Origin of the sequence: Noviherbaspirillum malthae (assembly GCF_015352985.1) — a bacterium.
In the GTDB taxonomy this organism is placed as follows: Bacteria; Pseudomonadota; Gammaproteobacteria; order Burkholderiales; family Burkholderiaceae_D; genus Noviherbaspirillum; species Noviherbaspirillum malthae.
This window is the reverse complement of record NZ_JACYXF010000008.1, coordinates 80,824-96,856: the sequence shown is the minus strand read 5'-3', so window position 1 is coordinate 96,856 and position 16,033 is coordinate 80,824. Positions and strand designations below refer to the sequence as shown.

18 protein-coding genes are annotated in these 16,033 nt (G+C 58.8%); 4 read left to right on the top strand and 14 right to left on the bottom strand.

The genetic code is table 11. From position 1 onward, the window contains the following. Nucleotides 1-48 precede the first annotated feature (48 nt). Nucleotides 49-840, top strand: coding sequence for a flagellar biosynthetic protein FliR (gene fliR / locus IGW03_RS13450; RefSeq protein ID WP_194723081.1), 792 nt, complete (start codon nt 49-51; stop codon nt 838-840). An 82-nt stretch (nt 841-922) separates the two neighbouring features. Here fliR and flgL read toward each other — a convergent pair whose 3' ends face one another. The 11 genes from flgL to flgB form a co-directional block, all read right to left on the bottom strand. Beyond that, on the bottom strand, nt 923-2,140 hold the full coding sequence (gene flgL, locus IGW03_RS13445; protein ID WP_194723080.1) for a flagellar hook-associated protein FlgL: 1,218 nt from the start codon (nt 2,138-2,140) through the stop codon (nt 923-925). A gap of 20 nt (nt 2,141-2,160) precedes the next feature. Further along, nucleotides 2,161-4,395 (bottom strand): flagellar hook-associated protein FlgK, encoded by a 2,235-nt coding sequence (gene flgK / locus IGW03_RS13440; protein ID WP_194723079.1) that lies wholly within the window; start codon nt 4,393-4,395, stop codon nt 2,161-2,163. A gap of 87 nt (nt 4,396-4,482) precedes the next feature. Beyond that, complete coding sequence (gene flgJ / locus IGW03_RS13435; RefSeq protein WP_194723078.1) at nt 4,483-5,376, bottom strand: flagellar assembly peptidoglycan hydrolase FlgJ; 894 nt, start codon at nt 5,374-5,376, stop codon at nt 4,483-4,485. Between the two features lie 16 nt (nt 5,377-5,392). Beyond that, the gene (locus IGW03_RS13430; RefSeq protein ID WP_194723077.1) at nt 5,393-6,523 is read right to left on the bottom strand and encodes a flagellar basal body P-ring protein FlgI; all 1,131 of its coding nucleotides are present in this window, start codon (nt 6,521-6,523) and stop codon (nt 5,393-5,395) included. Between the two features lie 11 nt (nt 6,524-6,534). After that, complete coding sequence (locus IGW03_RS13425; protein ID WP_194723076.1) at nt 6,535-7,239, bottom strand: flagellar basal body L-ring protein FlgH; 705 nt, start codon at nt 7,237-7,239, stop codon at nt 6,535-6,537. 12 nt (nt 7,240-7,251) lie between these two features. Next, nucleotides 7,252-8,034 (bottom strand): flagellar basal-body rod protein FlgG, encoded by a 783-nt coding sequence (gene flgG / locus IGW03_RS13420; protein WP_194723075.1) that lies wholly within the window; start codon nt 8,032-8,034, stop codon nt 7,252-7,254. A gap of 104 nt (nt 8,035-8,138) precedes the next feature. Further along, complete coding sequence (flgF, locus tag IGW03_RS13415; protein ID WP_194723074.1) at nt 8,139-8,882, bottom strand: flagellar basal-body rod protein FlgF; 744 nt, start codon at nt 8,880-8,882, stop codon at nt 8,139-8,141. A 65-nt stretch (nt 8,883-8,947) separates the two neighbouring features. Next, nucleotides 8,948-10,270 (bottom strand): flagellar hook protein FlgE, encoded by a 1,323-nt coding sequence (flgE, locus tag IGW03_RS13410; RefSeq protein ID WP_194723073.1) that lies wholly within the window; start codon nt 10,268-10,270, stop codon nt 8,948-8,950. Nucleotides 10,271-10,303: 33 nt separating this feature from the next. After that, nucleotides 10,304-10,975, bottom strand: a complete 672-nt coding sequence (locus IGW03_RS13405; RefSeq protein ID WP_194723072.1) for a flagellar hook assembly protein FlgD — start codon at nt 10,973-10,975, stop codon at nt 10,304-10,306. Between the two features lie 14 nt (nt 10,976-10,989). Continuing rightward, nucleotides 10,990-11,394, bottom strand: coding sequence for a flagellar basal body rod protein FlgC (gene flgC / locus IGW03_RS13400; RefSeq protein WP_194723071.1), 405 nt, complete (start codon nt 11,392-11,394; stop codon nt 10,990-10,992). 2 nt (nt 11,395-11,396) lie between these two features. Then, the gene (gene flgB / locus IGW03_RS13395; protein ID WP_194723070.1) at nt 11,397-11,873 is read right to left on the bottom strand and encodes a flagellar basal body rod protein FlgB; all 477 of its coding nucleotides are present in this window, start codon (nt 11,871-11,873) and stop codon (nt 11,397-11,399) included. 198 nt (nt 11,874-12,071) lie between these two features. On the opposite strand from flgB, the gene flgA reads away from it, so the two are divergent. From flgA to IGW03_RS13380, 3 genes are all read left to right on the top strand, one after another. Continuing rightward, nucleotides 12,072-12,803: a flagellar basal body P-ring formation chaperone FlgA gene (gene flgA / locus IGW03_RS13390; RefSeq protein ID WP_194723069.1), complete on the top strand. Its 732-nt coding sequence runs from the start codon at nt 12,072-12,074 to the stop codon at nt 12,801-12,803. Between the two features lie 125 nt (nt 12,804-12,928). Then, complete coding sequence (flgM, locus tag IGW03_RS13385; protein ID WP_194723068.1) at nt 12,929-13,231, top strand: flagellar biosynthesis anti-sigma factor FlgM; 303 nt, start codon at nt 12,929-12,931, stop codon at nt 13,229-13,231. Between the two features lie 18 nt (nt 13,232-13,249). Continuing rightward, nucleotides 13,250-13,720, top strand: a complete 471-nt coding sequence (locus IGW03_RS13380) for a flagella synthesis protein FlgN (RefSeq protein ID WP_194723067.1) — start codon at nt 13,250-13,252, stop codon at nt 13,718-13,720. 55 nt (nt 13,721-13,775) lie between these two features. Here the strand turns inward: IGW03_RS13380 and motD are convergent, their stop codons facing one another. From motD to IGW03_RS13365, 3 genes are read right to left on the bottom strand one after another with little or no spacing between them, the layout of a single operon-like run. Then, nucleotides 13,776-14,567 carry a flagellar motor protein MotD gene (gene motD, locus IGW03_RS13375; RefSeq protein WP_194723066.1) on the bottom strand — a complete coding sequence of 264 codons (792 nt, stop codon included), beginning with the start codon at nt 14,565-14,567 and terminating at the stop codon, nt 13,776-13,778. Between the two features lie 12 nt (nt 14,568-14,579). Then, on the bottom strand, nt 14,580-15,317 hold the full coding sequence (locus IGW03_RS13370; RefSeq protein WP_194723065.1) for a flagellar motor protein: 738 nt from the start codon (nt 15,315-15,317) through the stop codon (nt 14,580-14,582). Further along, nucleotides 15,299-16,030, bottom strand: a complete 732-nt coding sequence (locus IGW03_RS13365) for an RNA polymerase sigma factor FliA (protein WP_194723064.1) — start codon at nt 16,028-16,030, stop codon at nt 15,299-15,301. The genes IGW03_RS13370 and IGW03_RS13365 overlap by 19 nt, the downstream gene beginning before the upstream one ends. Nucleotides 16,031-16,033: the final 3 nt, after the last annotated feature.

The window sequence follows — 16,033 nt, the reverse complement described above, 5'->3', positions numbered from 1 at the left end:
GGCGGCAAGTCAACCCGGTGTTCCGGCTTCGCCGTTCATGTCCGTAACATGGTTACCTTCACCAGCACTGAACTCAATGTCTGGATTGCCTCTTTCCTATGGCCGCTGACGCGAATCCTCGGCTTGGTCGCTACCGCACCGGTCTTTGGCAATCTCTCGATCCCGGTCCGCGTCAAGCTTGGACTCGGCATCATGCTGTCCATTCTGGTTGGCCCGACCGTCCCCGCATTACCGGCCGCCGACCCGATGTCGTTCGCCGGCTTGCTCATCGTTCTGCAGCAGCTTGTTATTGGGCTGGCAATGGGATTTGCAATGCGGCTTGTATTTGCAGCTGTCGAGATGGCAGGCGAAATTTGTGGCCTGACGATGGGATTCGGTTTTGCGACTTTCTTTGATCCGCAAACACGAGCCCGCTCTTCGGCAATCGCGCAGTTCCTGGCACTGCTTACACTCATGCTTTTTCTCGCAACAAATGTACACCTGGTGATGCTGTCCACGCTGGCGGAAAGCTTCGTTGCCATCCCGATTACAGCGCAGCCGACAGGCACCGGGGGATTTCACCAGCTGGTCAAATGGGGCGGCATTATTTTTAGCTCAGGCGTACAACTCGCATTGCCGATGATAGCTGCCCTGCTGCTCATCAATATTGCGCTTGGCATCCTCACTCGTGCAGCACCACAGTTGAATCTGTTCGGTATCGGCTTCCCTGTGACATTGGCCGTGGGATTCCTTGTGCTGGCGCTCATACTTCCTTACCTTGCAGTACCCATGCAAAAGTTGTTTGAAGAAGGGAATGTGTTCATGCAGCAGATGCTGGTATCGCATCAAGGCAAGCGCTGATTACTGAGAGTATCGAGTATTGGCGGATGCAAAAAAACGTGGGCATCCGCCCACGTTACCTATCCCACATTGCAGGAACTGGCTACGAGATATAGCTGAACAGGCTCATGCCTGTTGTCTTCACAAATGCCTGTTGCGCAGCTTCAAGCATCATCTTTTGCTTGGACAAATCCGTGATTGCTTTCATGTAATCCAAATCCTGCAGCTTCAAGAGCGATTGTGAGTATTGCAGGTCTCTATCGTCACCTTGCAGGTCCAAAGAATCCAGTTCCTTTAACCGGGAGCCTACGGAAGCACGTACCGTCAGCACATTATCCAGGGCTGCATCGACACCCTCGTTTGCAATGCTGAGCCCCTTTGTTAAATTCGCCTTTCCGGCATCACCGGTCACAGGTGTATTCAGAAGATTGATCAAATCGTTGATGGTGCTAAAGATGCTCAGGTTCTTGCTCGGCTCTATCGTGAACGTATCGCCGTTCTGGGGCACGCCGGTAATGTCCACCTGGATGCCCTCGAACTGGATCGCCTGTCCGCTCGTATACGTTCGAGCAGCAGGCGCCACGACGATTTCCGGGGATGCCGTCGTGTCCACGATATCAAACTGGTTAGGTATCGTATCGGAAAAGCGAATTTCGTAGTTGTGTCCGGTAACTGCTCCCAGATCAGTTACTCCGCCCGAAGAGATGACTCCGCTTCCCTTATTGCTGTCGGAAAGACCCGTCATAAAGGTACCGTTACCCGTTCTGTTGCTCTCGAATAAGGCCACTCCGGTATCACTGAGCGCGATCTGCCTTTGTGGACCTACTTGAAGCATGCGCTGGCCCTGGTCGCCATTGTAAGTCGCTCCGTCAGGGCTCTTGGTATAAGGTTGTATCGATGTGCTATAACCGGAAAATAGATAATTGCCGGCTCCGTCCTTGGCATTGGCCAAGGATATGAGTTCGTCATATCGGCCGCTCAATTCACTCGCGATGTATTTGCGTTGCGTATTATCCAGAATGCCGCTACCAGCATTGATCACCAAAGTCTTCACATCCTGCAAGAGCGTTGTCACGCTCTGCAACGCATTTTCTTCCAGCCCAAGAGAATTCTTGGCATTCTGCCGATTTACCGCATACTGGGCATTCATTGACTGAGACTGATTCAGTTCAAGGATTTGCGCGGCTGCGATCGGATCATCCGATGGCGTCAGTATCCGCTTTCCCAGGCTCATCTGCTGCTGTACTTTGAACATGCTTGTCTCAAGCTCGGACATCCGAGTCGTACCGGCTGTGTACAATGTGTTGGTGCTAATGCGCATGATGTCGTCCTCAATCCTTATCAGGTGCCAAGTGTCAGCAGAGTGTCGAACAAGGTATTCGCAGTCTGCATCACCTTGGCCGCCGCTTGATATGCCTGCTGATAACGAAGCAGATTGGTGGCTTCCTCGTCGAGATTGACACCTGACTCGGCTTCCATCGCCGTTTCGGCTTGCTCCAAATATGCGGATTCCGCCTTGTAGGTCACTTCCAGTTCATGAGTCTTGTTACCGATGAAGCTGACAAGATGAGCATACGCTCCCTGATAAGTCGTCGTACCATCGGCCAGGGTATTTGCCCCCTGCAGGCTTCCCAGCAAGACCGCGTTGCGGCTGTCGCCGACGCCATTGGGGTTGGATTTGATCGAAAACTTGTCCCCGTCCTTTGGCGAACCGGTCACTGTAAAAGTGATTCCTCCGGTAGAGATGGTGTCGCCGTCTTTGAAGGGTATCGGCGTTGTACCGGCGGCGTAATTGACAGTTTTTCTGTCCGCCCCTTTGACTGAGACGTCAAGCTGTGCGGGAAATCCGCTCAAGCCGCCGTTAGCAAAGCCGATCTCCATCGGCAAAATCTTGTCGACATTCAAGGTGCCGGGTGTATTGGCCGATGCCCCAGGAATGTTACTGAACCGGATACCGTCATACATAATCGTTTGTCCAACCGTGTAAGGAACCGGGGTTCCTGCGGGATAGACGGTAGCGGTTTCTTCCGTGCTCGGTGCAACCGGGGGCGATATCAATGTGATTGGCTTATTAACTGGCGAGCTGATACTTACAGTGCCAGGCGATCCCGGTGCGTATGCCAAGCTGAGTCCGGATGACGCTCCGGGACGCATTAAAAGCGTGGAAGAAACAACACCGGCACTAATCTTGCCGGTGCCGACGTTAGTCAGAGGAGCAGTTGCACTGATTGGCGCACCGGCAGCAATCTTACTGACATCGTTGATTTCAACTGCAAATTTTGCCGCGCCGTCAACGGTTGGACGTATTAAGAATTCATCGTTAACCTGCATCGGCGTTCCGGCAGGTTCGGTTAGTTTTACGCCCGGAATGGCCTCACCATCACCGCCAGGAAAGCTGGTAAACGTTGACTTGCTATTTTCAGGAAGTCGCGTAACGACATACTGAGGTGACGGGGGACCACTAACGTAGCTTATCCGGTAATCACTTGTCGTTAGTTTGCTTGGATCGGTTATGTCGGCCTTGATGTCCGCCACAGGCGTGGGCGGCGAGTTCAGGTTGTTTCTGCTCGCCTCCACACGAGGTACTGCAACCGCAAAGAAATTACCGCCAAGTTGACCGGTCTGGTCCTGTCCCAAGTTGTGCTGGGCATTGAACGTTATTGCAAGGCCGATCGCAACACGGCCAAGCGCGTTTTGCGCCGGCTCCATCGATTTGCTGCGAAACTCCAATAATCCGCCGAGCCTGCCGCCGGAAAGACTGCTCTCGCTTAGCGGAACCAATTTACCATTTGAATGGTAAGCGATCTGCATCCGATTACGGTTCGTATCGGATGCAACCACCGTCAAATCCTGTGTCTTCGCACCGACAACGAGAGGCTGTCCGCTACCGATCAGTATATTAAAGCTATTGCCTTGCTTGACGACCGTTGTCTTGATTTCCTTGCTCAGCTGGGTGATCGCATAGTCGCGTTGATCAAGGAGATCGTTCGACACATGGCCGTCTCCGTTACCAGCTGCTTTTTCAATTGCGTCGTTCAACTTGGCAATCTGGGCGGCATGGGTGTTGATAGCCGTCACAGCGGATGTGATTTGGCCGTTGACGCTTTGTTCTACTTCCTTCAGCTGGCCGTCAAGACTCTGAAAACGCGCTGCTAAGGCTTGCGCCGATGACAAGGCGGCCTGCCTCGACGCGGCAGCATTCGGATTCGCCGCTAAATCCTGAATGCCTTTGAAAAAGTCCTGCAGTACGGGCGACAATCCGGAAGTCGTATCCGCAAGCTGATTGTCGATTTGCTTGATCTGATCATAATATGCCTGGACCTGGTTCTGGGTGGACTGCGCCGACCGTACCTGGGTGGCGAGAAGGTCGTTGAAAACGCGCCGCACATCAGCAACAGCGGCTCCCTTGCCGACGTAGCCGAAACCTGCGTTCTGGGAACCCGCACTGGCCTGGAGGACAATTTGCCGTGAATACCCCGGCGTGTTGGCATTTGCAATATTGTGACCGGTCGTGGCAAGGCCAGCTTGCGCTGCGGCCAACGCGCTTTGTCCAACACTGAGTATGCTCGAGCTCATGATTTAGGCTTCCAGATATCGATAACTAGATGAACGGCAGACCGGCGCAGAACTTGAGCGCTTTGCGCCAACTTTCGCCAATGCTTATCAAGTAGATAACGACTGAGTGATTATTTTTGTGAGTTTGGTTGCATAGTGCGGATCGGTGGCATAGCCCGCCTTTTGCAGCCCTTTTGCAAAACCCACAACATCCTGGGCATTTGCAATTACGTTTTCATAGCGTGGATTATTGCGCAGCAGCCTTGCATAATCCTTAAAGGCATCCGCATAGGAGTCGTAAGCCCGGAATTTCTCCACTTTAGTCTGGGGTGAACCGTTGACGTATTCCGTGGTAACCGCTTCAACTACTTTTCCTTTCCAGCCCCCAGTTGCCTTGATGCCGAAGACGTTATGACTGCGGCTGCCGTCCGCGCCGGTGATTTCGCGCTTGCCCCATCCACTTTCAAGCGCAGCCTGACCCAACATGAATTTGGCCGGTATCCCGGTCGCCTTGCTTGCCTCTTCCGCAGACGCCGCCAGCTTGTCGTGGAAAGCGCGGACATGCGCCGGCTTACTGCTGGGTAGCGGTTTCAAGGCATCGACCACCGCCGGCGCAGGCTGGAAAACCTTTGTTACGCCACTGACATCAGGATTACCGGATGCGACGCTTTCCGGCAACGGATTCACTGCTTGTTTGTCCGACATGGTGGACAGCTGGCGCACCAGCACATCCGCCAAGCCGACGCCGCGCGACGCCATGGTCTGACTGAGCTGCTGGTCGAACATGGAGGTGTACATCTTGCTCTGCTGGCTGTCGAAGACGCCTTCCTGGGGCGTGGCCTCGCGCATGCTCTTGAGCACCATGTTCATGAACAAAGCTTCGAACTGCTTGGCGGTCGCCTTCAGGGCTTCCGGCGAGTTTTCCTTGGCCGCCTGGCGCAGCTTGCCGATGTCCTTGACATCGGCCGCGAAGTTGTTGGAGGTATCAATGCGGTTGACCATGGCGGCAATCGTTCAATCAAATAATTTCCAGTTCGGCGCGCAGGGAACCCGCGGCCTTCATTGCCTGCAAGATGGCCAGCAGATCCTGCGGCGTGGCGCCGATGGCGTTCAAGGCCTTCACCACGTCGGCCAGCGACGTGCCGCCCTTGAGCAGCAGCACCTGTCCCGGTTCCTTCTTGATGTCGATCTGCGATGTCGCGGTCACCACCGTCTGGCCGCCGGACAGCGGCGCCGGCTGGCTGATCACCGGATCGGTATTGATGACCACCGACAGGTTGCCGTGCGATACCGCGCAGCTGTCGAGGGTCACGGCCTGGTTCATCACCACCGAGCCGGTACGCGCATTGAGAATCACCTTGGCGTTGGTCTGTGCGGGGGTGACGTTGAGGCTTTCCAGCGCACCGAGGAAAGCTACGCGCTCATCGCTGGTGGCCGGTGCGCGTACGCGGATCACTCGGCCGTCCTGCGCCGAGGCGATATCCGGACCGAAGCGGCGGTTGACGGCTTCCACCACGCGGCTGGCGGTGGAAAAATCGGTATCGTTCAATTCCAGGAAGACGGTGTCGCCGCGATTGAAGGAGCTTTGCACGGCGCGTTCCACGGTGGCGCCGCCGGAAATGCGACCCACGCTCAGGTGATTGACTTGGGCCTTGCTGCCGTTGGCCGAAGCGCCGACGCCGCCGACCAGCACATTGCCCTGCGCCATGCCGTAGATCTGGCCGTCCGCGCCCTTGAGCGGCGTCATCAGCAGCGTGCCGCCGCGCAGGCTTTTCGCATTGCCCATCGACGACACGGTGACATCAAGCATCTGCCCCGGCTGGGCGAAGGCGGGCAGCGAGGTGGTGACCATGACCGCAGCGACGTTCTTGAGCTGCAGGGTGGTACCTGGCGGCAGGTTGACGCCCATGTTCTGCAGCATGCTCACCACGCTCTGCACGGTGAACGGGGTCTGCGTGGTCTGGTCGCCGCTGCCGTCGAGGCCGACCACCAGGCCGTAGCCGATCAACTGGTTCTGGCGCACGCCCTGGATGCTGGCGAGATCCTTGAGCCGTTCGGCGCGAGCCGGCAGTGCCGTGAATGCGCCGGCAAGCACGGAGCCGGCCGCAAGCACTGCCAGGACGGAGCGTGATAGGAGCGGAGAAGTCATGGTGCGAAAGATTAAAGCGGCAGCAGGCTCAGGAAGAAGCGCGTCATCTGTGACATCACTTCGGCCCTGTCGATGCGGCTGTTGGTGCGGTATTCGACGCGTGCGTCGGCGACCTGGGTAGACGACACCACATTGCCGCTCACCACATGGTCGGGATTGACGACGCCGGAGAAGCGTACGTACTCCACGCCCTTGTCAAAGGAAATCTGCTTTTCACCCGACACGAGCAGGTTGCCGTTGGGCAGAACCTCGGACACGGTGACCGTGATGGTGCCGGTGAAGTTGTTGCTGGCCGTGGTGGCATCTTTTTCCTCGAACTTGTTCGAGGAATTCACCCCCAGACCGAGCTTGGCGGTCGTGGTGGCCGGTATGCCGAACAGGGTCGGCGCGCCGAAGGAGACGCTGCCGCTCTTGCTGGCCGTATTGCCTTCGGACTTGCCGGCACTGGTCTTTTCGCTGATTGCGATGATGATGGTATCGCCCACCAGGCGCGCACGCCGGTCCTCGAACATCGGACGATAATTCGATGCCTGGAAGATCGCGCCGTTGGACGGCGGGACGGCGGCCGCCGCCGGCGGCCGGTTCACGGAGGGCTGATGGACGATGGAATCCGGCACGGTTGCGCAGCCCGTCATCGTCAGCACCATGGCGACGCCGGAGAGAACCGCGCCGCGTCGTCCGCCGGCGTTTTCCAGCATCTTGATCAAGCGATTCATCACTATTCCTGCTTACAGTTGCCCCAGACGCTGCAGCATCTGATCCGAGGTGGTGATGGCCTTGCTGTTGATTTCGTAGGCACGCTGGGTCTGGATCATGTTGACCAGTTCCTCGACCACGTTGACGTTGGACGTTTCGATATATCCCTGCGTCAGGAGGCCGGCGCCGTTTGTGCCCGGGGTATTGGCATTCGGCGTGCCGGAGGCTGCCGTTTCCACGTAGAGGTTTTCCCCCTTGGATTCCAGGCCGGCCGGATTGATGAAGGTCACCAACTGCAGCGTGCCGACCTGCGTCGGCGCGGCGACGCCGGGCTGAGTCACCGAGACCGTGCCGTCGCGCCCGACCGTCAGGCTCTGGGCATTGGCCGGGATGGTGATCGCAGGCTGCACCACGAAGCCGCTGGCCGTCACCAGCTGGCCCTGGCTGTCGATTTGAAAGGAACCGTCGCGGGTATAGGCATTGGTGCCGTCAGGCAGGAGCACCTGGAAAAAGCCCTGGCCCTGGATGGCGACATCCTTGTCGTTATCCGTCTTCTGCAGGTTGCCCTGGGTATGGATGCGCTCGCTCGCAACGGCGCGCACGCCGGTGCCAATCTGCAGGCCGGAGGGCAGCTGGGTCTGCTGCGACGACTGCGCGCCGGGCTGGCGCATGGTCTGGTACAGCAGATCCTCGAACACCGCGCGCGAACGCTTGAAGCCGCCTGTGCTGACGTTGGCCAGGTTGTTCGAGATGACATCCATCTGCGTCTGCTGCGCTTCCAGGCCTGTCTTGGAAATCCACAAGGAACGAATCATTTCTTTCTCCGGAAACCTGCTTTTGGCAACCGATGCCGCCCTCTCCCCTCAGGAGTTCGAAAGCCGCAGCATCGGCAATTTATTCAACTATTGTCGGCGAATCATCAGCCGGTCAAAGACAGAAGCTGGGCGGCTTTCGCCTCGTTGCTTTCGACGTTCTTCATCAGCTGCATGTGCATGTCGAACTGGCGGGCCAACGCGATCATGTCCACCATGGATTCGACCACGCTGACATTGCTGCCTTCGACCGCGCCGCCGAGCAAGGCGACGTTGGCATCCGCGTCCGCTTCGCCGCCTTCCTTCAGCCTGAACAGGCCGTCGCCCCCGCGCACCAAGTTTTCCTCCGGCGGATTGACCAGCTTGATGCGGCCGAGAATGATGGGCGCGCCGGGCTTGTAGTCGGCCGCGATCGAGGTGACGGTGCCGTCCTTGGCGATCGAGATGTTGACGTCGGGCGGAATCGCGATCGGTCCGCCGTCGCCCATCACCGAGGCGCCGGACTGGGTCTGCAGGACACCGTTTTCGCTGAGCTTCAGGCTGCCGTTGCGGGTATAGGCTTCTGTGCCGTCTTCCAGCTGCACCGCGATCCAGCCCTGCCCCTGCACGGCCACGTCCAGGGCGCGTCCGGTCTGCTGTATCGGGCCGGCGCGGAAGTCGGTGCCGACGGTGGCGTCGACCACGAAGGAGCGGGTCGGCAATTGCGCGCCGATCACGGGAATTGCGCGGAAGGAATCGAGCTGGGCGCGAAAGCCGGTGGTAGAGACGTTGGCCAGGTTGTGCGACGTGGTGGCCTGCTTCTCCATGATGTGCTTGGCACCGGACATCGCGGTATAGATGAGGCGATCCATCTTGTTCTCCGGCGGCGCATCCCTTTCGGAATGCGCCGCTCATGCAAGGGTTGATGCGGGAAGGATCAGCGCAGGTTCACCAGCGTCTGCATCACCTGGTCCTGCGTCTTGATGGTCTGGGCATTGGCTTGGTAGACCCGCTGGGCGGTGATCATGTTGACCAGTTCGGCGGTCAGATCGACGTTTGAATCTTCTACCGCAGACGCCTGCAACACACCCAGACCCGCGGAGTCAGGGGCTCCTACCAGCGCCTGACCGGATGTTGAGGATTCCGCCCACATGTTGTTGCCGAGCGGCTGCAGTCCGTTCGGGTTGGTGAAGTTTGCCATCACGACCTGACCCAGCGTAGCGGACTGCCCGTTGGTGTAGCGCCCTGTGATAATGCCGTCGGAGCCGATATTGAAACCGGAAAGGCGACCGGCTGTGAAGCCATTCTGCACCAATCTGTTAACGCCGAACGGAGAACCGTATTGCGTAGAACTCGCGAAATCTATGGCAACTGTCAAGGGGTTCTCCGCGCTATTGAAAACATCCGGCTCACGGTTACCGGTATCGGCCGCATTGATCGCCGCAGCCACAGCGGTAAGATCGATCGGCGTTGTGAACGCTGTCGATGTAATCAGATCCCCCTCGTCGGAAAATTGCAGAGTGCCGACCCGACCTCCGGTCAATGGCGGAATCGTGCTGTTGGGCAACAAAATACCGTCGCAAGAAGCATAAACGTCCCATGAACTGGTTGTTGGCGTAGGCGGAGGAGTTGCCGGTACGTTTTTAACATAGTAGAACTGCAAGACATGAGCGTTACCGAGCGTATCGAAAACCTGGATTGAGCTTGAATTGTTATAGCTCTCGGGATCAGTAATGCTGAACGGAGAATTTTTCGGCGGATTCATACGAGAATCCAGATTGATCTGCACTTTCGCTTCGGACGTCACCTTTGGAGAAAGATCCGCCGTACGGATATTCAAATCTGTTGGCGCACCCGTGGACAATACGCCGTTGACATCGGCCATGTACCCGGTGAGATGAGATCCGTTTGCGTTGACGATGAATCCTTCCTTATTGAGCTGAAACTGGCCATTACGCGAAAAGGTAATCGCACCGTTATTGCTCATCCTGAAAAATCCGCCTCCATTGATTGCCATATCAAGCGGATTATTCGTAGTTGTGATATTTCCTTGCGTGAATTGCTGAACCACTGCGGCGACCTTCGTCCCGATCCCGACCTGCGCTCCGCCGGCCCCCGTCAACGCATTTGCAAACACGTCTGCGAATTGTGCTTGAGCGCCTTTGAAACCTACGGTGTTTGCGTTCGCAACGTTATTACCGATCGTTTCCAGACTCTTGGAAGCGGCATTCAGTCCGCTCAATCCTTGTTGAAAGCTCATTTTTTCTCCTTGGGCTCAAGTGCCTGGTATTGTTCAATAAATTTGACGCACGTCCGCGAAGTTGACTGCGCCTAATCCGAGGATGCTCATTTTTACGCCCGCAGTCCCAGTAGTTACACTCGACACTTCGCCAAATGCCAGCGGCGTGACAGAAATTGACTTATCACCGCGCGTGGCTTTTACTTCAAATTTGTATGCGCCATCCGGAGCCACGCCTCCGGCGTCAGTAGCGCCGTCCCACGCAACCGGCAGAGTTCCGGCATCTTGCACCCCAAGGTTTAGCGTGCGCACTACTTGGTTCGATGCGTTACGAATCGTGACTTCGACACCATCGACGGACTCGGGAATGTCGATACCGAAGATAGAAGCGCCTTTTTCCAAAGTCACCGAAGAACCCGGTATCAGCACTCCATGCCCGATCATGTCGGTGGCCTGCAACGCCTGGCTGGTCTGGTAACTGCCTTGCAAAGCCTGCAAGGTAGCATTGAGCTTGTCGATACCAGTCACCGTCGACAACTGCGCCATCTGACTCGTTACCTGGGCATTGTCCAGAGGATTGAGCGGATCCTGGTTCTTCATCTGCGCAACCAGCATCGTCATGAAACGATCCTGAATCTCCTGTACCGCATTCGACGTGCTCTTGGCGCCGTTCATGTTCGCCAGCAGATCGGCCGGCACCGTGTTGTTGGTCTGTACCGTAGTCATCCCGCGTTCCTATCTCACTGACCCAGGGTCAAGGTTTTGAGCAGCATGGTCTTGGCTGCATTCATGGTTTCCACGTTCGTCTGATAGGAACGCGAAGCCGAAATCATGTTGACCATCTCTTCGACCGTATTCACGTTCGGCATGGCGACATAGCCCTGCTCGTTGGCCTGCGGATGTTTCGGGTCGTAATGCATCTTGGGCGGCGACTTGTCCTCGACCACCTGCTGCACCTTTACGCCCGCAGCCGCCGGGTTCTTGGTCTTGTCGACGCTGAACACCACTTGCTTGGCGCGATAGACTTCGCCGGTGGAGCTGGTGGTGCTGTCGGCGTTGGCGATGTTGCTGGCCACGGTATTGAGGCGCTGGCCCTGGGCGCTCATGGCCGAACCGGCGACGTTGAAGATATTGAATAACGACATGATTATTGCCCCGTGACTGCGGTGAGCAGCGTCTTGATCTGTCCGCTGGCGAAAGTGACTCCGGCTTCATAGCGAAGCGCATTGTCGGTGAACTGGTTGCGCTCGACATCCATGTCGACCGTATTGCCGTCGACATTGCCCTGCACCGCTGTCTGCCGGTACATCATCTGCGCGCCGTTGGCGGTGGTCTTGCCTGCATTGCCTGCGAGATGCGCCGAAGAGGTTCGCGTCAGGGCGACAGCCAAAGGATTCGCCGCCGCCTTGCCCGGGCCGGATGCGGCGGCAGTTGCTGTGGCCGTAGCCGGCACAGCACCCGGACCGAGGGCCTGCTTGAGCGCCGCGTTGAAATCGACATCGCGCGCCTTGTAGTTCGGCGTATCCGCATTGGCGATATTCGACGCCAGCACCTGCTGCCGTTCCGCGCGCAAGCTCAGCGCCGTCTGATGAAACCGAAATGCCTCGTCCAGCTTACCTATCATCTCATTCCCCGTATCCCTGTCCGGCTGCCGCATTTCCCCAATGCCGCAACCCGCGATGGATTGACATAGGCTGGATCATACGGATGCAAAAGTCACATCGATCATGCAATAAGACTCCGAAAGCCTCTCCTTTTCACCCTTTTGATTGCTTGCTGCATGGGTAAGATTCAGCCCTGACAGTCCAGCACCACGGCCACAATGAAATCAACCGCAAAAGCACTGCTCCCTGCCCTCTGGCTCTTGGCCGGCGTTGCCCAGCACGCTGCCGCGCAGACGTCCGCGCCCGGTGTTCAGCCTCAGCTTCAGCGCCAAGACACGGCCGCGCTGAGGCAGACGGTCGAGCAGTTCCTGCGTACCCAGAGCACCGGCCTGCCCGGCCAGGTGAACGTGAGCGTCGGCCAGATCGACTCACGATCCAACCTGCCCGCCTGCGCCGCGCCGGAAGCCTTTCTTCCCAAGGGAAGCCGGGTATGGGGCAAGACCACGGTAGGCATTCGCTGCACCGAGCCCTCGCCCTGGACGATTTATGTCGCTTCGACGGTACAGGTGATCGGCGAATACCTGATCGCGGCGGCGCCGCTGGCTCAGGGCCAGACCGTGAATCCCAACGACGTGACGCGCATCAAGGGCGACCTGACCGCACTACCGGCCGGTATCCTTACCGATGCTGGCCAGGCGGTCGGCCGCACGCTTGCCCTGTCGATCGCCGCCGGCACACCGCTGCGTGGAGACGCGCTGCGCAGCCAGGCCGCCGTCCAGCAGGGACAGACGGTACGCGTCATGTCCACCGGCCCCGGATTCCAGGTTTCTGCAGAAGCCCGGGCACTTAACAATGCCTCCGAAGGTCAGATCGCCCAGGCGCGCACGGTTTCCGGCCAGGTGGTCAGCGGCGTTGCCAGGGCCGGCGGCATCGTGGAAGTGACTTATTGATCTCGATGAAAAAAGTTTCAACTTGTTTCAATTCAGCGCTAAAGTTTTCGCGGATGGCGTCGATAAACCTTCTGACAAGAACCGTAATACCGCAAACAGCTACTGCAAACAGTTAAGGAATAGCCGTGAAAATCGATGACCCGTTGAAAAAAGCCGGCGGTTTGGGCCTGCCGACCGCCCCGGCCCGCACCGGCAAGGGAGCCGACAAGGCTTCCGGCGTCAGCTCCACACCGTCCGAAACCGACAGCGTCCATCTGTCGTCGACCGCGCAGTCGCTCACCCAGTCGGGCACCAGCGGCGTGTTCGATGCCAGGAAGGTGGAAGAAATCAAGGCGGCCATTGCCAACGGCACCTTCAAGGTCGATCCGGAAAAGGTGGCCAACGGCCTGCTGGACACGGTCAATGACCTGATCCGCACCCGCAAGTAACCAGCAATTCAGGAAGTCATGCAAAACTCCGCACGCAATCCCGGCAACAGCCTCGCCGAAGAACTGGCAGCAGGCCATGCCCTGCTGCAACTGCTGAGGCAGGAACAGGAGCATCTGATCCAGGCGAATCTGGAGGGATTGACCGCGGTGATCGACGAAAAGACGAAAACCGTCGCCCGCATGACGGAATTGGCGCTGGCTCGCCACCGCAGCCTCGGCACCGCCGGTTACAGCGCCGACGAATCGGGCATGCAGGCATGGCTGAAATCGGCCTCTGCAGAAACCGGCAAGGCCTGGACCGAGCTGCTGGATCTGGCCCGCGAGGCCAAGGAATTCAACCGCACCAACGGCTTGCTGATCGGCCAGCACATGTCGCGCAACCAGAATGCGCTGAATGTCCTGCAAGGCAACCGTGGCGGCGGCACGATGTACGGCCCTACCGGCCAGACGACATCCTCCGGCGGCAGCCGCACCCTGGTCGTAGGCTGACCGCAGCGTCAAACCGGCGCCGGCAATCGCCAGGCGCCTCTCTTCTCCGCCCCCCTTATTTTCTTTCCCTTCCCGGCACCGGCAGTTCCGTACCCGCATCGGGCAAGTTCGACAGCACCATGATCGTCACGCGGCGATTGCGCATGCGGCCTTCCGGCGTGTCGTTCGATGCCGCCGGCCTGGCCGAGCCTCGCCCGATCGCACTCAGGCGAACGTCCGCCACGCCGCCGTCGACGAACAGCCTGACCACGCTGGAGGCGCGCACGGACGACAATTCCCAGTTCGACGGATAGACGGCATTTCGGATGGGCAGGTTGTCGGTGTGGCCTTCGACCTGGATCGCATGGTCGTCATCCTTAAGCACGGCGGCCACCGCCCGGAGCGCTTCGGCGCTGTATTCGGCCACCCGGGCGTCGCCGGGAGCGAACAGCACGCTGGCATTGATTTCCACGGTGACGCCGCGTGCGGTCTGGGTCACCCTGACCTTGCCCTGGTCGACCAGCGGAGCGAGCACGCCCAGAATGTCGCGGGCGACGCCGGTCAGCTTTTCCTTCTCGCGGCGCATGCTTTCGGTCTGCGCAGTCGAGCGAGGGCGCATTGACAGCGGGCGCGGCAGTTCCGGCGCCGCCTGCGGCACATCGACCGGCGGCGGCCCGACCTGCACGCCGCCGAAGGCATGCGTCAGGGCGTTGGACAGCGTCCGGTACTTGCCTTCATTGACCGACGACAGCGCATACATCACGACAAAGAACGCAAACAGCAGCGTGATGAAATCGGCATACGACACCAGCCAGCGATCATGCTTGTCGCCGTCTTCGTCGTCTTCGCGGTATTGCTTGCGCGGCATGTCGCTGGCGGCTTACTTGTAGGCCAGCATGCGCTCTTCGACGATGCGCACGTTGTCGCCGTTGGCGACGCTGCAGAAGACGTCGGTCAGCATTTCCCTGCGGCGCACTTCGTCGGTGACGATGGACTTGAGCTTGTTGGCGATCGGCAGGAACACCAGGTTGGCGAGACCGACGCCGTAGACGGTGGCCACGAAGGCCACCGCGATGCCGCTGCCGAGCCTGGAGGGATCGGACAGGTTTTCCATGACCTGGATCAGGCCGAGGACGGCACCGAGGATGCCGATGGTCGGCGCATAGCCGCCGGCGGCTTCCCAGATCTTCACCGCCTGGCGTTCGCGCCGCTCGAAGGTGGACACGTCCACATCGAGGATCTCGCGGATCTTGTAGGGATGGATGCCGTCGATGATCATGCGCAGGCCCTTTTCGGTGAAGGGATCCTTGACCGCGCCGAGGTGGCGTTCGAGGCTGAGCAGGCCTTCGCGGCGCGCGGTATTGCTCCAGGTGACGAGGTCGCGGGAAATGTTCGCGCTGCCGTCTTCCGGCTGACGGAACACCCAGCGCAGCATGGCCGCGCCACGCAGCACGTTGCGGCTGCCGCTCTGCAGGAGCACCGCGCCCATCGTGCCGACGGTGACGATCAGGAAGGCCGCCGGCTGCAGCAGCGAATCGATGCGACCTCCTTCGATCACCTGGCCGAACAGGATGCCGGCCAGCGCCAGCAGCAGTCCGGCTAGGCTAGCCCAGTCCATGCCTGTTCCTTCAGCCGCGCCCGCATGCGCGCGATCGCCTGGCTGTGCAGCTGGCAGACCCGCGACTCGGACACGCCCATCACGGCGCCGATTTCCTTGAGGTTCATTTCCTGCTCATAGTAGAGCCCCATCAGGATCTTCTCGCGCTCAGGCAAGACTTCGATCGCCTGGATCACCGCCTGGCGGAAGCCGCCGTTCATCAGGCTCTGCAGGGGATCGCCGGCTTCATCGACGCAGTAGCGGTCGAGGAAGTGCTCGTTCTCGTCCTTCTCGTGGAAATCTTCGTAATACACCAGCTGGTGGCCGCTGCCTTCGGAGAGCAGTTCCTGGTAGTCGGCCAGCGACAGCTTCATTTCGGCGGCGATCTCGGCTTCCTTGGGCGGGCGGCCGAGGCGCTGCTGCACCTTGTTCATCGCCTCTTCGATCTTGCGCATGGTCTGCCGGATGCTGCGCGGCAGCCAGTCGCTGCTGCGCAGCTCGTCGAGCATGGCGCCGCGTATGCGCTGCACCGCATAGGTTTCGAACTGGGCGCCATGCGTGTCTTCATAGCGGCTCACCGCATCCAGCAGGCCGATCATGCCGGCCTGAATGAGGTCGTCGACTTCGACGCTGGGAGGAAGCTTCGCCTTCATCTGGTGGGCCAGACGCTTGACCAGCGGAGCATGCACTTCCAGCAAGTGGTTCTTGTCGGATTTTCCGCTAACGGTATACATTGT

What these genes read in the sequence shown, in the direction of transcription:
- fliR (WP_194723081.1), top strand. Translation starts at nt 49, where the DNA reads ATGGTTACCTTCACCAGCACTGAACTCAATGTCTGGATTGCCTCTTTC.
- flgL (WP_194723080.1), bottom strand. Translation starts at nt 2,140, where the DNA reads ATGCGCATTAGCACCAACACATTGTACACAGCCGGTACGACTCGGATG.
- flgK (WP_194723079.1), bottom strand. Translation starts at nt 4,395, where the DNA reads ATGAGCTCGAGCATACTCAGTGTTGGACAAAGCGCGTTGGCCGCAGCG.
- flgJ (WP_194723078.1), bottom strand. Translation starts at nt 5,376, where the DNA reads ATGGTCAACCGCATTGATACCTCCAACAACTTCGCGGCCGATGTCAAG.
- IGW03_RS13430 (WP_194723077.1), bottom strand. Translation starts at nt 6,523, where the DNA reads ATGACTTCTCCGCTCCTATCACGCTCCGTCCTGGCAGTGCTTGCGGCC.
- IGW03_RS13425 (WP_194723076.1), bottom strand. Translation starts at nt 7,239, where the DNA reads ATGAATCGCTTGATCAAGATGCTGGAAAACGCCGGCGGACGACGCGGC.
- flgG (WP_194723075.1), bottom strand. Translation starts at nt 8,034, where the DNA reads ATGATTCGTTCCTTGTGGATTTCCAAGACAGGCCTGGAAGCGCAGCAG.
- flgF (WP_194723074.1), bottom strand. Translation starts at nt 8,882, where the DNA reads ATGGATCGCCTCATCTATACCGCGATGTCCGGTGCCAAGCACATCATG.
- flgE (WP_194723073.1), bottom strand. Translation starts at nt 10,270, where the DNA reads ATGAGCTTTCAACAAGGATTGAGCGGACTGAATGCCGCTTCCAAGAGT.
- IGW03_RS13405 (WP_194723072.1), bottom strand. Translation starts at nt 10,975, where the DNA reads ATGACTACGGTACAGACCAACAACACGGTGCCGGCCGATCTGCTGGCG.
- flgC (WP_194723071.1), bottom strand. Translation starts at nt 11,394, where the DNA reads ATGTCGTTATTCAATATCTTCAACGTCGCCGGTTCGGCCATGAGCGCC.
- flgB (WP_194723070.1), bottom strand. Translation starts at nt 11,873, where the DNA reads ATGATAGGTAAGCTGGACGAGGCATTTCGGTTTCATCAGACGGCGCTG.
- flgA (WP_194723069.1), top strand. Translation starts at nt 12,072, where the DNA reads ATGAAATCAACCGCAAAAGCACTGCTCCCTGCCCTCTGGCTCTTGGCC.
- IGW03_RS13380 (WP_194723067.1), top strand. Translation starts at nt 13,250, where the DNA reads ATGCAAAACTCCGCACGCAATCCCGGCAACAGCCTCGCCGAAGAACTG.
- motD (WP_194723066.1), bottom strand. Translation starts at nt 14,567, where the DNA reads ATGCCGCGCAAGCAATACCGCGAAGACGACGAAGACGGCGACAAGCAT.
- IGW03_RS13370 (WP_194723065.1), bottom strand. Translation starts at nt 15,317, where the DNA reads ATGGACTGGGCTAGCCTAGCCGGACTGCTGCTGGCGCTGGCCGGCATC.
- IGW03_RS13365 (WP_194723064.1), bottom strand. Translation starts at nt 16,030, where the DNA reads ATGTATACCGTTAGCGGAAAATCCGACAAGAACCACTTGCTGGAAGTG.